Below are 13822 nucleotides of genomic sequence, written 5' to 3' on the forward strand. Positions count from 1 at the left end.
GACGTCGTGCCCGGTCCCCGCCTCTCGGAAAGGGGGACCCCATGACCCGGGCCCCGGCTAATCTTCTGGCCGTCCGAAGCCTCCTTCTCACTCACCTCGACAACGCCCCTGGGCCGGACGACCTGGACCCGGGCGAGGTCGGCATCGTTGGCGACTCGGCCCACCGGGGTGGCTACCACTGCGGATCGGACCGGGTTGTCACCAACGACTACTCAGTGGTCGAGTCGCCCCGCGACCGGGCCGGGCTGACCCTCGACGCGGCGGCGCTGGATGTCGGCCAGTTCAACGTCCGCTCCGGTGGTCGTACGAACACGCTGCCCAGCTTCTCGGTCTGGTGCGTCGCGCAGTGCGCAGCGAACGCGGCCGACACCCGGGACATCCGGGAGATCATCTACAGCCCCGACGGCACCACGGTCAGACGGTGGGACCGCCTCGGCAAGCGCACCAGCGGCGACAGCTCCCACCGCTGGCACACCCACTTCAGCTTCTTCCGCGACGCCATCAAGGCGGGCCGCGACCAGCGGCCCCTGTTCCGCCGCTACCTCAGCTCCATCGGACTCCTGGAGGACGACGACATGACCCCCGAAGAACACAACTGGCTGGCCACCGTCCACAAGAACCTCACCGTGCTGGACGGCCGCAACCCGATCGGGCAGATCTACACCCGGATGGCGATGGGTGAGGATGCCACCGTCCCGAACTTCGTCTCGGCGCACCCGACGCTGACGTCGCTTGCCGCCCAGGTGAGCGCGTTGCAGGCGGCGCTGACCGCGCTGTCCAACCGGGACTTCACCGATGAGCCGGCGATCGTCCAGGGCGTCCTGGCCTCGCTGACGCCGGAGAAGATCGCCGCAGCCATCCCGCCCACCATGGCCAAGCAGGTCGCCGACGAGCTGGCCCGCCGGCTGGTCGCCTGAGCGAGGGGCGGCCCGAGGCCGCCGGGCCGTCCCTCTTGGCGGCATTCCGCAATGACTGTTGAGCAATAGACATTGCGCAAGAGCTGTTGCGAATGTCATCCTGTCGGCATGGACAGCTCTGACGTACGCCAGATCACCGACTCCCGGGTGCTGGCCGCCATGTCCCACCCGCTGCGCCGCCGGCTGATGGACGTGTTCAAGGTCCACGGGCCCTCCACCGTCGGGCTGCTCGCCGAGCGCACCGACCAGGCCCCCGCGAACGTCAGCCACCACCTCAAGGTCCTCGCCGCCGCCGACCTGGTCACCGAGGCGCCCGAGTTGGCCCGGGACCGGCGCGAGCGGTGGTGGCGCCTGGTCACCCGAGGGCTGCGCTGGTCCAACGCCGACTTCGACGCCGACCCGGCCTCCCGAGCGGTCGCCGACGCCGCCACCTCGCTCAACCTGGACCGGCACGTCGCCCTGGCCCGGGCCTGGCACGCCGCCGACGAGAGCACCCAGGCCACCTGGAACGACGCGCCGTTCTCCACCGACCACTGGCTACGCCTCACACCTGAGGAACTGGCCGAGCTGAGCCGCGAGATGATCGACGTCCTCGCGCGCTGGGCCGACCGGGAGCTACCCGACGACGACGCCGACCGCAGGCCGGTCTTCGTGTTCGTCCACGGCGTACCGGCCCGACCGTGACCACCGTCACCCGCGGCGACACCGCCGACGTCCGGCCGCCCGGAGGGCTGCTGCGGCACCGCGACTTCCGGCTGCTCTGGGCCGGCCAGGCGGTCAGCAGCGTCGGCAGCAACGTCACCACTGTCGCGCTGCCACTGGTCGCGGTCGCCGTCCTCGACGCCGGCACCTTCCAGGTGGCGGTGCTCACCGCCGCGGCCTGGCTGCCCTGGTTGCTGATCGGCCTGCCGGCCGGCGCGTGGGTCGACCGGCTGCCCCGCCGACCGGTGATGGTGATCTGCGACCTGCTCTGCGCGGTGGCCTTCCTCAGCGTGCCGCTCGCCGCACTGCTGGGCCGGCTCACGGTCGCGCAACTGCTGGTGGTCGCCCTCAGCGCAGGCGCTGCGCGGGTCTTCTTCGAAACCGCCGACCAGGTCTACCTGCCGGTGCTGCTGCGACCCGGGCAACTGCCCGAGGGCAACGCCAAGCTCCAGGCGACCCAGACTGTGAGCTACGTCGTCGGACCCGGCCTCGCCGGTCTGATCGCCCAGCTCACCGGCGCCGTCGCCGCGCTGCTGCTGGACGCGCTCACATTCCTGCTCTCCGCGGCGTTCCTACTGCGCATCCGCACCCGCGAACCACGCGTACGCCCCTCGGAGCGGTCCCGATCGCTGCGCCGGGACATCACCGAGGGGCTGCGCTTCGTCATCAGGAACCCGTACCTGCGGGTGCTCACGCTCTTCGGCGCGGCCAGCAACATCGGGCTGACCGGCTACCAGGCCGTCCTGGTGGTCTTCCTGGTCCGTGAACTGCGGCTCGAGCCGGGCCTGGTGGGTGGCCTCGTCGGGGTGATGAGCGCCGGCGGGATCATCGGCGCGCTACTCGCCACCACTGTGGCCCGGCGCTGCGGCACCGCAAGGGCGCTGCTGATCGCGGCGGCGCTCACCGGCCCGCCCGCGCTGCTCATCCCGCTCGCCGCACCCGGCGTCGGGCTGGCCTGGCCAGCCCTCGGCGGCCTGCTGATCGGTCTCGGGGTGGCCATCGGCAACGTGGTCAAGGGTGCCTTCCGGCAGGCCTACACGCCGCACCACCTGCTGGGCCGGGTGACGGTGAGCATGCATCTGCTCAACTACGGCACGATCCCGCTGGCGGCCGTGCTGGCCGGTGCGATCGGCGCGCGTTACGGCGTCCAGACGGCAATTGTCGTGATGACCGCCTGGCTGGCGCTCACCCCGTTGATTCTGCTGGTAGGGCCAATCCGGAGGCGGCGGGACCTGCCCGCCGCCCCGGCGGCGTCTTGAGTGCGCTTGCGACGGCGGCCGGAGACCGGCCGCCGTCACCGGCACGGAGCTACATCGGGCGGACGTTGTCCGCCTGCGGACCCTTCTGCCCCTGGGTCACCTCGAACTCGACCTTCTGGCCCTCGTTGAGCTCCCGGTAGCCGCTCGAAGCGATGGCGGAGTAGTGGACGAACACGTCCGGCCCTCCACCGTCCTGCTCGATGAAGCCGAAGCCCTTTTCCGAGTTGAACCACTTAACCGTGCCGGTTGCCATGCATCTCTCCCTGTTCAAAGCGGCTGACCCTCGGCCTCTGGCCGATGATCGCCCGTACCTGTTCGACAGTAACGGGCAAAACCCCGATCCGCTGGCCGAAGTGCCGTAGGTATTTGACTGAACTCGGGTGAACTCTGCGCGGCGGCATGCGAAACGTGCCCCGACCAACCGCCGCTGGGGCATGCTTGCGCCGATGAGAGATGCCGCAGCCGACGCGCTGACCGAGCTGGAACGCGAGATCCACGCGCCCGGCGCCGGTCTGGACCGGCTCCGGTTGATGCCCACCCCGTTCGTCCCCGAGGTGCGGTTGCACCTGGCCGAGGACGCGATCGTCTGGTGGGCCCGGATGGAGGCCGCCGCCGGGCACGCGCTGCCGGCGCCGTACTGGGCGTCCGCCTGGGCCGGAGGACAGGCCCTGGCCCGCCACCTCCTGGACCACCCGGAGCTGGTCGCCGGCCGCCGGGTGCTCGACCTCGCCGCCGGGTCCGGACTGGTGGCCATCGCCGCCGCGCTCGCCGGCGCCGCGGAGGTGATCGCCAACGACATCGACCCGTACGCCGTCGCCGCCGTCACCCTCAACGCGCGGGCCAACCACGTCGCCGTCGACGCCACCGGGGACGACCTGCTCGACAGCACCGAAGCGAAGGTCGACCTTGTCGTCGCCGGAGACGTCTTCTACGACCGCGCGATGGCCGACCGGATGCTGCCCTTCCTGCAGCGGGCTGCCGCCGCAGGTGCCGACGTGCTGGTCGGCGACCCCGGCCGCGGGCACCTACCGACGGACCGCCTGACCGTGCTGGCCGACTACCCGGTGCCCACCACCGAACCGTCGGTCGACTCGTCGCTACGCCACGTGCAGGTGCTTCGCCCCGCCTGAGGCGGACCCCGACTCAGGGGCGACCCCGAGGCGGATACCAGGGGTCACTGGGGGCTACGACCCGATGTCCGAAGTGGCGCTACGGCCATAGCGTCGACGCATGACGCAATGGCTGGCCCAGATCGGAGAACTACCGATTCTGCTGCTGATGGGTGCGCTCGGGCTCGTCATGCTCTTCGACGCCGTACCCCTGCTGGGTGTCCTGGTCCCCGGCGACGTCGCGATACTCGCCGCCGTCGGCGTCGGCCGCCCGAGCACCGGGCTGGCCACCTTCACCGCGGTGCTGATCGGCTGCCTGGCCGGCTGGTCGCTGAGCTTCCTGGTCGGCCGTCGCTACTCCGACCGACTGCGCGACAGCCGCGTCGGCGGCTGGATCGGCGAAGCCCGCTGGACAGCGGCCGAAGGAATCCTGCGTCGCGGCGGCGGCCGGATGATGGTGGTCGCGCCGTTCCTGCCGGTCTTCAACGCGCTGCTGCCACTGGCCGCCGGCGGGCTGCGGATGTCGTACCGCCGATTTCTCGGCTGCGCGACGATCGGCGCGGCCGCCTGGACCGGTCTCTACCTCGCCCTGGGCACCGCGTCACGGTCGGTGGCCGGGTTGCTGCCGGGCGACCCCAGCCCACTGCTGGTCACGATGGGGGTCGGGCTGGTGCTGGCTTCCGTCGCGTTGCTGGGGGCGCGGCGGCGGTTGTTCTCCGTCGTTGGCTGAGTTTGTCTTTGTTCTGGGGGGCTCTGGAGCCGGGTTGCGGTGGGTGGGGGCGGGGGCCCACCGTGCCCGGCTCCGGGCGGTCAGGCTTGATCCCTGCGCCGGGCACGGCGGTCCCCCGCCCCCGTCGTGGTTTCGGTCCGTGCGGGGGTGCCGCCGCCGTCGGTGTGGTTTGATCTTGGTGGTTCCTGGTCGACGTCGGGTCTTCTGTTCGGTGGTGGGGTCGGCTGTTTACCAGCCTCTGGCTTTCCACTGGGGGAGGGCGGGGCGCTCGGCGCCCAGGGTGCTGTCCTTGCCGTGGCCCGGGTAGAACCAGGTGTCGTCCGGGAGCTGCTCGAACAGCTTGTGCTCGACGTCACCGATCAGCGCCGCGAAGCGCTCCGGGTCCTTGTCGGTGTTACCCACCCCACCGGGGAAGAGACTGTCGCCGGTGAACAGGTGCGGGCTGCCGGCCGGGTCGCGGTAGAGCAGCGCGATAGAACCCGGGGTGTGCCCCTTGATGTGGATGACCTCCAGCGCGCAGTCGCCGACCGCCACGGTGTCGCCGTCGGTCAGCCGCTCCGCCTCGATCGGCAACCCCGACGCGTCATCGGCGTGCACCAGCGCCCGGGCGCCGGTCTTGGCGACGACCTCCTCCAACGCCACCCAGTGATCCATGTGCTGGTGGGTCGTCACCACGGCGGTGAGTCCACCGTCACCGATCAGTTCGAGCAGCCGGGGCGCCTCGTTGGCGGCGTCGATCAGCACCTGGTCGCCGGTGCCCGTGCAGCGCAGCAGGTAGGCGTTGTTGTCCATCGGACCCACCGACAGCTTGCTGATGGTCAGCCCGTCCAGCTCCCGAACCGCCGGTGCGCCGCCGTGCGTGACGTCTCCGCTGTATGTCATGACGTTTTTATATCCATTCCGGTGGAGTAGGCAGGGGACCGTCAGGGGTGACGGAGAGCAGGGCGCCGTCGGCCCGGCCGATCAGCCAGGCGGCGACGTCGGGGGCGGGGCCGGCGACGACCGGGGCGTCCACGCGCTCCCCGATCACCACCTCATGCTCGCTGCCGTCGAGGCGCAGCACGATCGACGGCGGTGTCGGCCCCGTGGCGTGATGACTGGCCGCCTCCCGCAGCAGACGGTGGGCGAACGTCTCCGACCAGTCCGCGGCCCGGTAGTCGGCGGCCAGATCGAGGTGGTGCACCTCGATCTCCCGCAGCCGGCCCCACACCAGCAGCGCCGCCGGCCACGGGCCCTTACGCGCCTGCACAGTCGCCGCCCAGGCGTCGGCCGGCATCGCCGCGACCGCCTCGGAGAACAGGTCCGCGGTGCGTCGCAGGTCGTCCAGGTGCGCGGCCGGTGGCCGGCCCGAACCGGCTTCGATATCCGCGGTGCGGGCGTCCAGCGAGGCGTACATCGGCAGCGCCGCCCCGGTGCGGGCCGCGGTGAGCAGGTTGACGAAGCCGTCGGCGTTGCGCGCCACGTGCGCCAGCACGTGGCCGCGCGTCCAGCCCGGCAGCAGCGACGCCGCAGCCAGGTCCGCGGTGTCGAAAGAAGCGGCGGTACGCAGTAGTCGGCTGGTGGCCGCGTCCACCTCGCCCATCAGCAACAGCGGATCCGTGGTCACCCGTCGACCCTAGCGGTCCGCCGTCGCGCCGTCGTCGGGGAAATCGCTTTCGGCGCGTCGGCGCGGGACCTACCGTCAGCGGCAGACGCGGCACCGGGACATCGGACGGAGGTGGTGATCATGCCGGACGTGGCACGCGTGTTCCGCCATCACCAGCTTCGACACCGATGAGGATGACATGACGATCGATCTGACCGCCCTCGGCTGGGACGCCGAGCGGACGGCGTACGCCGCGCGCCGCGGCGAGCACCAGCCGGGTCGGGTGGCCCGGGTGGACCGGGGGGTCTGCACGGTGCTCACCGCAGTCGGCCCGGTCCGGGCCAGCCTGGGTGGGGCGGTGCTGACCGTCGCCGCGCGGGACCCGTCCGCGCTGCCCTGCGCCGGGGACTGGGTGCTGCTCACCCACTGGCCGGACCGCCGCATCACAGTGGAGGTTGTGCTGCCGCGGCGAGGCGCGCTGATCCGGCGTACCGCCGGCAAGGACGCCAGCGGTCAGGTGCTGGCCGCCAACCTCGACGCCGCCGCCGTGGTGGAGCCGGTGCACCCCGAGCCGGACGTGGGCCGGATCGAGCGGCTGCTCTCCCTGGCCCACGAGTCCGGTGCCCGGCCACTTGTCGTACTGACCAAGGCGGACCTCGCGGCCGACCCGGCCGCGCTGGCCCGTCAGCTGGCCGCGGTCGCCCCCGGGGTGCCGGTGCTGCCGGTCAGCGCCGAACGTGGCCTCGGGCTGGAACCGCTGCGCGCCGAGGTGACGCCCGGCCGCACGCTCGGCCTGCTCGGCCCGTCCGGTGCTGGCAAGTCGAGCCTGGTCAACGCCCTCGTCGGGGCGGTGATGATGCCCACCCAGGCGATCCGGCGGGTCGACGGCAAGGGTCGGCACACCACCACCTGGCGGGCCCTCGTACCCGTCCCCGGTGGCGGTGCGGTGATCGACACGCCCGGTGTCCGGGCGGTCGGCCTGCTGGACGGCGCGGTCGGGCTCGACCGGGCGTTCGCCGACATCGCCGGGCTGGCCGAGGGTTGCCGGTACGCCGACTGCGGTCACGACGGCGAGCCGGCCTGCGCGGTTCGGGAGGCGCTGCACACCGGCGAGCTCTCCACCCGTCGGTGGGAGAGCTGGCGGCGGCTGCAGGGTGAGGTGGCCCACGAGAGCCGACGGCGGGAGGCCCGGGTGGCGGCGGAGCGACGCGGCGGGTGGCGTTCGGCCCGCCGTCGGGCCGCGCGTCCGCCGGCGCCCGGCGGCTACTGACCAGGCGCCCGCCGACGCGCGGAAGCCCGGCTTTACGGGCAGCGCGCGTTTTCGGGTGGCACGGGCTTCCGGGTGGCGCGGCCGACCGGGCTGAGCTGGGGGAATGTGCGGGCGAGGGAAACTGTCATACCTCGGGGCTAGAGTTGCCGAGGCGTGTTTTCCGCGCCCGCACGACCGCTCAAGACCACCCAGAGCGGGACAGATCCTTCGCTTCGTCTTCTCCCGGGAGTACACGCACCGTGGCCGACCGACTGATCATCCGTGGCGCGCGCGAGCACAACCTGCGTGACGTCAGTCTCGACCTGCCCCGGGACGCACTCATCGTGTTCACCGGGCTGTCCGGGTCGGGCAAGTCGAGCCTGGCCTTCGACACGATCTTCGCCGAGGGGCAGCGCCGCTACGTCGAGTCGCTCTCGTCGTACGCCCGGCAGTTCCTCGGCCAGATGGACAAGCCAGACGTCGACTTCATCGAGGGCCTGAGCCCGGCCGTCTCGATCGACCAGAAATCCACCTCGCGTAACCCGCGCTCGACCGTCGGCACCATCACCGAGGTCTACGACTACCTGCGTCTGCTCTACGCCCGCATCGGTGAGCCGCACTGCCCGGTCTGTGGTGAGCGCATCTCCCGGCAGAGCCCGCAACAGATCGTCGACCGGGTCCTCGCGATGGCCGAGGGCACCAAGTTCATGGTGCTCGCCCCGGTCATCCGCGGCCGCAAGGGCGAATATGTCGACCTCTTCGCCGAGCTGCAGGCCAAGGGCTACGCCCGGGCCCGGGTCGACGGCGTGGTGCACCCGCTGACCGAGCCGCCGAAGCTCAAGAAGCAGGAGAAGCACACCATCGAGGTGGTGATCGACCGCCTCACCGTCAAGCCGAGCGCCAAGCAGCGGCTCACCGACTCGGTCGAGGCCGCCCTGGGCCTGTCCAGCGGCCTGGTCCTGCTCGACTTCGTCGATCTCCCCGAGGACGACCCGGACCGCGAGCGCCGCTACTCCGAGCACCTGGCCTGCCCCAACGACCACCCGCTCGCCATCGAGGATCTTGAGCCGCGGGTCTTCTCCTTCAACGCGCCCTACGGCGCCTGCCCGGAGTGCACCGGCCTGGGCACCAAGAAGGAGGTCGACCCCGAGCTGCTGGTCCCCGACCCGGAGCGCAGCCTGCGTGAGGGCGCCATCCAGCCCTGGTCCACCGGGCACAACCTGGAATACTTCCTGCGCCTGCTGGAGGCGCTCGGCGAGGCCCAGCACTTCGACATCGACACCCCGTGGCGGGCGTTGCCGGCGCGGGCGCAGAAGACGATCCTGCACGGCTCCGACGACCAGGTGCACGTGCGCTACCGCAACAAGTACGGGCGTGAGCGCTCCTACTACACCGGCTTCGAGGGCGTGGTGCAGTGGATCGAGCGCCGGCACTCCGACACCGAGTCTGAGTGGTCCCGCGACAAGTACGAGGGCTACATGCGCGACGTGCCGTGCGCGGCATGCGGCGGTGCCCGGCTCAAGCCCGAGGTGCTCGCTGTCACGTTGGCCGGCAAGAGCATCGCCGAGGTCTGCAACCTGTCCGTGGGGGAGTGCGCCGACCTGCTCGCCGGCATCGAGCTGACCGACCGGCAGAAGATGATCGCCGAACGGGTCCTCAAGGAGATCAACGCCCGGCTGCGGTTCCTGCTCGACGTCGGCCTGGACTACCTCTCCCTGGACCGCCCGGCCGGCACGCTCTCCGGCGGTGAGGCACAGCGCATCCGGCTGGCCACCCAGATCGGCTCCGGCCTGGTGGGCGTGCTCTACGTGCTCGACGAGCCGTCGATCGGGCTGCACCAGCGCGACAACCACCGGCTGATCGAGACCCTGATCCGGCTGCGCGGGCTCGGCAACACGCTGATCGTGGTCGAGCACGACGAGGACACCATCCGCACCGCCGACTGGATCGTCGACATCGGGCCCGGCGCGGGTGAGCACGGCGGCAAGATCGTGCACAGCGGCTCGGTGCCGGCGTTGCTGAAGAACAAGGAATCGATCACCGGGGCGTACCTGTCCGGTCGTCGGTCGATCCCGACACCGACGGGCCGCCGCCCGCAGGATCCGGCCCGCGAGCTGGTGGTGCACGGCGCGCGGGAGCACAACCTGCGCAACCTGACGGTCTCGTTCCCGCTCGGCCAGCTGATTGCGGTCACCGGGGTCAGCGGCTCGGGCAAGTCGACGCTGGTCAACGACATCCTGTACGCGGTGCTGGCCAACCAGATCAACGGCGCCCGGCTGGTGCCTGGCCGGCACACCCGCGTCTCCGGGCTGGAGCACGTGGACAAGGTCGTCGGCGTGGACCAGTCGCCCATCGGCCGGACGCCGCGCTCCAACCCGGCCACCTACACCGGCGTCTGGGACCACGTCCGCAAGCTCTTCGCCGAGACCACCGAGGCGAAGGTGCGCGGGTACGGCCCGGGTCGGTTCTCCTTCAACGTCAAGGGCGGGCGCTGCGAGGCGTGCTCGGGTGACGGCACGATCAAGATCGAGATGAACTTCCTTCCCGACGTGTATGTCCCCTGCGAGGTCTGCAAGGGCGCCCGGTACAACCGGGAGACCCTGGAGGTGCACTACAAGGGCAAGACCGTCTCGGACGTGCTGGAGATGCCGATCGAGGAGGCCGCGGAGTTCTTCTCCGCCATCCCGGCCATCCACCGGCACCTGAAGACCTTGGTCGACGTCGGCCTGGGCTACGTCCGCCTCGGTCAGCCGGCGCCGACCCTCTCCGGCGGTGAGGCGCAGCGGGTCAAGCTCGCCTCCGAGCTGCAGAAGCGCTCCACCGGGCGGACGGTCTACGTGCTCGACGAGCCGACCACCGGTCTGCACTTCGAGGACATCCGCAAGCTGCTGATGGTGCTGGAAGGGCTTGTCGACAAGGGCAACACGGTGATCACCATCGAGCACAACCTCGACGTGATCAAGACCGCGGACTGGCTGATCGACATGGGTCCCGAGGGCGGCCACCGGGGCGGCACCGTGCTCGCCACCGGCACCCCCGAGGAGGTCGCCGAGGTGGCCGAGAGCCACACCGGCGAGTTCCTGCGCCAGGTGCTCAAGCTCGACGGCAAGGCCAAGGGTGCGGCTGCCGCCACCACCCGGGCCGCCAAGGCCAACGGCGTGACCAAGGCGCGGGCCAGCCGTAAGGTGCCAGCCGCCGCGCGTTGACCTCTCTGTGCGTGTACGCGGGGCGGGGCGGGTCGTCAACCGACCCGCCCCGCCCCATTTGCCGGGTCGGACGAGTACCGCGATGAACCATCCGGCACAGTTGCCCGTGTGGAGAAGTGTGGCCGGCTTTCGACCGGCAGCGGGCTAGAGAGAGGCGAGGCATGAGTGACGATCAGGCGCTGACCGGTCCGGGTACGCAGACACGTCGTACCCTGCTCACCGGCGTCGGGGCGGTCGGCGCGGCCGTCGTCCTGGCTGCCTGCGGCAGCGACGACGGCGGCAGCGGCAGTGACGCACCCACCAGTGGTGGCCCCGCCGTGCCCAGCACCGGTGACGCCGGCGGCGGCGACCGGCAGGGCTCCCAGTCGTTGGCCACCACCGCCGACATCCCGGTCGGAGGCGGCAAGGTCCTCGCCACCGATGGTGTGGTCATCACCCAGCCCACGGCGGGCCAGTTCAAGGGCTTCAGCCCGATCTGTACGCACCAGAACTGCCCGGTGACGAACGTCGACGGCGGCACCATCAACTGCACCTGCCACGGCAGCAAGTTCTCGATCGAGGACGGCTCGGTGAAGGCCGGACCGGCCACCAAGCCGCTGCCGCCGAAGAACATCAAGGTCACCGGCGACCAGATCTCGCTGGCCTGATCCGACGCGGGGCCGGCAGGCTGGCCCGGCCGCACGCTGACCGGCCGGTCGGCCCGGCGTCGCAGGGTCGATTCGCGTTTCGGCAAGCCGGGGTGTCAGCCGTGTGCGGACACCCCGACTTCCGGGACGCCGAGTGGATCACGCTTGCGGTGGGCTGTCGGTGCTGCGGACTAGGCTTGTTGGCGTGGCTGACCCCTCGACCTACCGCCCCGCACCCGGCACCATCCCGGAGCTACCGGGGGTCTACCTCTTTCGCGACGGCACCGGCCGGGTGATCTACGTCGGCAAGGCGCGAAATCTGCGCAGCCGGCTCAACTCCTACTTCGGCGACGTCTGGAACCTGCACGAGCGCACCCGGCAGATGGTCACCACCGCCGAGTCGGTGGACTGGATCACCGTCGGCACCGAGGTCGAGGCGCTCCAGCAGGAGTTCACCTGGATCAAGCAGTACGACCCGCGGTTCAACGTCCGCTATCGCGACGACAAGTCGTACCCCTATCTCGCTGTCACCCTCGACGAGGAGTATCCCCGGCTGCAGGTGATGCGCGGCGCCAAGCGCAAGGGCGTGCGTTACTTCGGTCCCTATTCGCATGCCTGGGCCATCCGGGAGACCCTCGACCTGCTGCTGCGGGTCTTCCCCGCGCGGACGTGCTCCGCCGGTGTGTTCAAGCGGGCCGGCCAGGTCGGTCGTCCCTGCCTGCTGGGCTACATCGGCAAGTGCTCGGCGCCGTGCGTCGGGACCGTCTCCGCCGAGGAACACCGGGCCATTGTCGACGGGTTCTGCGACTTCATGGCCGGGCGCACCGACACCATGGTCCGCAAGATCGAACGTGAGATGACCGAGGCCAGCGAGCAGCTGGAGTTCGAGCGGGCCGCCCGGCTGCGCGACGACGTGGCCGCGCTGCGCCGGGCCATGGAGAAGCAGACAGTGGTGCTCGGCGACGGCACCGACGCGGACGTCGTCGCGTTCGCCGACGACCCACTCGAGGCGGCTGTGCAGGTCTTCCACGTCCGCGACGGCCGGGTCCGCGGCCAGCGCGGTTGGGTGGTGGAGAAGACCGAGGAGCTGACCACCGGGGACCTGGTGCACCACTTCTGCACCCAGGTGTACGGCGGCGAGCACGGCGAGGCCGACGTGCCTCGCGAACTGCTGGTCCCCGAGTTGCCCGCCGACGCCGACGCGCTGGCCGAGTGGCTCTCCAATCACCGCGGCAGTCGGGTGTCGCTGCGGGTGCCGCAGCGTGGCGACAAACGCTCACTGATGGAGACGGTGGAGCGCAACGCCAAAGACGCGCTGGCCCGTCACAAGCTCAAGCGCTCCGGTGACCTGACCACCCGGGGCAAGGCACTGGACGAGATCAGCGAGGCGCTGGGCATGAGCACGTCGCCGCTGCGCATCGAGTGTTTCGACATCTCCCAGATCCAGGGCACCGACGTGGTCGCCAGCATGGTGGTCTTCGAGGACGGGCTGCCCCGCAAGAGCGAGTACCGGCGGTTCATCGTCCGGGGCGCCACCGACGACCTCTCCGCGATGTCCGAGGTGCTCCGTCGCCGCTTCGCCCGCTACCTGGACGCCAGATCCGAGACGGGCGAGGTGGGCGTGGAGTCGGCCGACGATCCGGCCGCCCCCCAGGACGCGGTCGAGCCGCAGGTCGGCGTCCTGATCGATCCGACCACCGGCCGGCCACGAAGATTCGCGTACCCGCCGCAGCTGGTGGTCGTCGACGGCGGCGCCCCACAGGTCGCGGCCGCCGCGCAGGCCCTCGCCGACCTGGGCATCGACGACGTGGCCCTGTGCGGGCTGGCCAAGCGGCTGGAGGAGGTGTGGCTCCCGGACGACGAGTTCCCGGTCATCCTCCCGCGCACCTCGGAAGGGCTCTACCTGCTGCAACGGGTGCGTGACGAGGCGCACCGGTTCGCCATCACCTTCCATCGGCAGCGCCGCTCCAAGCGAATGACCGAGTCGGCGCTGGACCACGTACCCGGCCTGGGCGAGGTGCGTCGCAAGGCGCTGCTGCGGCATTTCGGCTCGCTCAAGCGACTTTCGGCCGCGACGGTCGAAGAGATCACCGAGGTGCCAGGGGTGGGGCGGCGCACCGCCGAGGCGATCCTGGCCGCTCTCGACAAGGACACCAAGGCTGGCGACGGCGCCGAGGCGAAGCCCGGCACCTGAGCAGCGTGCCCGCTCGTCCAGCCGATCGGCTCACGCTGGCTGTCCTTGCTCGCCCCTTGATGGGCGGTCGTGCCCCCATGATCGTGCTCGTTCCTGGATGTAGTGGCCTCGTGGCGCGGGGAGGGGCCTGTTTCCTGGATCGAGCACGATCTAGCTGTACTGCCCAGGGACGTTGGTCAACCTGGTGATGGGTGGTTGGCCTTTGGTGGCGGTGTGGGGTCGGTGGTGGTTGTAGTGGTGGAGCC

Annotated in this window: 12 protein-coding genes; 9 read left to right on the forward strand and 3 right to left on the reverse strand. The window is 70.9% G+C overall.

Features of this window, described 5'->3' with window-relative positions; translation table 11 throughout:
- Nucleotides 1-41 precede the first annotated feature (41 nt).
- From FB453_RS29010 to FB453_RS29020, 3 genes are all read left to right on the forward strand, one after another.
- A complete protein-coding gene (locus tag FB453_RS29010) occupies nt 42-917 on the forward strand; it encodes a hypothetical protein (RefSeq protein WP_091407999.1) in 876 nt (291 codons plus the stop codon).
- Nucleotides 918-1025: 108 nt separating this feature from the next.
- Complete coding sequence (locus FB453_RS29015; RefSeq protein WP_112588376.1) at nt 1026-1601, forward strand: ArsR/SmtB family transcription factor; 576 nt, start codon at nt 1026-1028, stop codon at nt 1599-1601.
- Nucleotides 1598-2878, forward strand: a complete 1281-nt coding sequence (locus tag FB453_RS29020; RefSeq protein WP_145795331.1) for an MFS transporter — start codon at nt 1598-1600, stop codon at nt 2876-2878. The genes FB453_RS29015 and FB453_RS29020 overlap by 4 nt, the downstream gene beginning before the upstream one ends.
- 49 nt (nt 2879-2927) lie before the next feature.
- Here FB453_RS29020 and FB453_RS29025 read toward each other — a convergent pair whose 3' ends face one another.
- On the reverse strand, nt 2928-3131 hold the full coding sequence (locus tag FB453_RS29025) for a cold-shock protein (protein WP_007462771.1): 204 nt from the start codon (nt 3129-3131) through the stop codon (nt 2928-2930).
- 193 nt (nt 3132-3324) lie between these two features.
- On the opposite strand from FB453_RS29025, the gene FB453_RS29030 reads away from it, so the two are divergent.
- Nucleotides 3325-4008 carry a class I SAM-dependent methyltransferase gene (locus FB453_RS29030; protein WP_486480516.1) on the forward strand — a complete coding sequence of 228 codons (684 nt, stop codon included), beginning with the start codon at nt 3325-3327 and terminating at the stop codon, nt 4006-4008.
- Nucleotides 4009-4108: 100 nt separating this feature from the next.
- Nucleotides 4109-4717, forward strand: coding sequence for a VTT domain-containing protein (locus tag FB453_RS29035; protein ID WP_145795335.1), 609 nt, complete (start codon nt 4109-4111; stop codon nt 4715-4717).
- A 228-nt stretch (nt 4718-4945) separates the two neighbouring features.
- Here the strand turns inward: FB453_RS29035 and FB453_RS29040 are convergent, their stop codons facing one another.
- The gene (locus FB453_RS29040; protein WP_145795337.1) at nt 4946-5599 is read right to left on the reverse strand and encodes an MBL fold metallo-hydrolase; all 654 of its coding nucleotides are present in this window, start codon (nt 5597-5599) and stop codon (nt 4946-4948) included.
- 7 nt (nt 5600-5606) lie between these two features.
- The gene (locus tag FB453_RS29045; protein WP_145795340.1) at nt 5607-6323 is read right to left on the reverse strand and encodes a maleylpyruvate isomerase family mycothiol-dependent enzyme; all 717 of its coding nucleotides are present in this window, start codon (nt 6321-6323) and stop codon (nt 5607-5609) included.
- Between the two features lie 178 nt (nt 6324-6501).
- Between FB453_RS29045 and rsgA the strand changes: the two genes are divergently transcribed.
- The 4 genes from rsgA (at nt 6502) to uvrC (ending at nt 13577) form a co-directional block, all read left to right on the forward strand.
- Nucleotides 6502-7572: a ribosome small subunit-dependent GTPase A gene (gene rsgA, locus FB453_RS29050; RefSeq protein ID WP_145795342.1), complete on the forward strand. Its 1071-nt coding sequence runs from the start codon at nt 6502-6504 to the stop codon at nt 7570-7572.
- 239 nt (nt 7573-7811) lie between these two features.
- Nucleotides 7812-10757 carry an excinuclease ABC subunit UvrA gene (gene uvrA / locus FB453_RS29055; RefSeq protein ID WP_091408018.1) on the forward strand — a complete coding sequence of 982 codons (2946 nt, stop codon included), beginning with the start codon at nt 7812-7814 and terminating at the stop codon, nt 10755-10757.
- Between the two features lie 161 nt (nt 10758-10918).
- A complete protein-coding gene (locus tag FB453_RS29060; protein ID WP_145795344.1) occupies nt 10919-11404 on the forward strand; it encodes a Rieske (2Fe-2S) protein in 486 nt (161 codons plus the stop codon).
- Nucleotides 11405-11588: 184 nt separating this feature from the next.
- Nucleotides 11589-13577 carry an excinuclease ABC subunit UvrC gene (gene uvrC / locus FB453_RS29065; RefSeq protein ID WP_145795346.1) on the forward strand — a complete coding sequence of 663 codons (1989 nt, stop codon included), beginning with the start codon at nt 11589-11591 and terminating at the stop codon, nt 13575-13577.
- The last annotated feature ends 245 nt before the right edge of the window (nt 13578-13822 follow it).

Source organism: Micromonospora sp. CNZ322 (genome assembly GCF_007827755.1).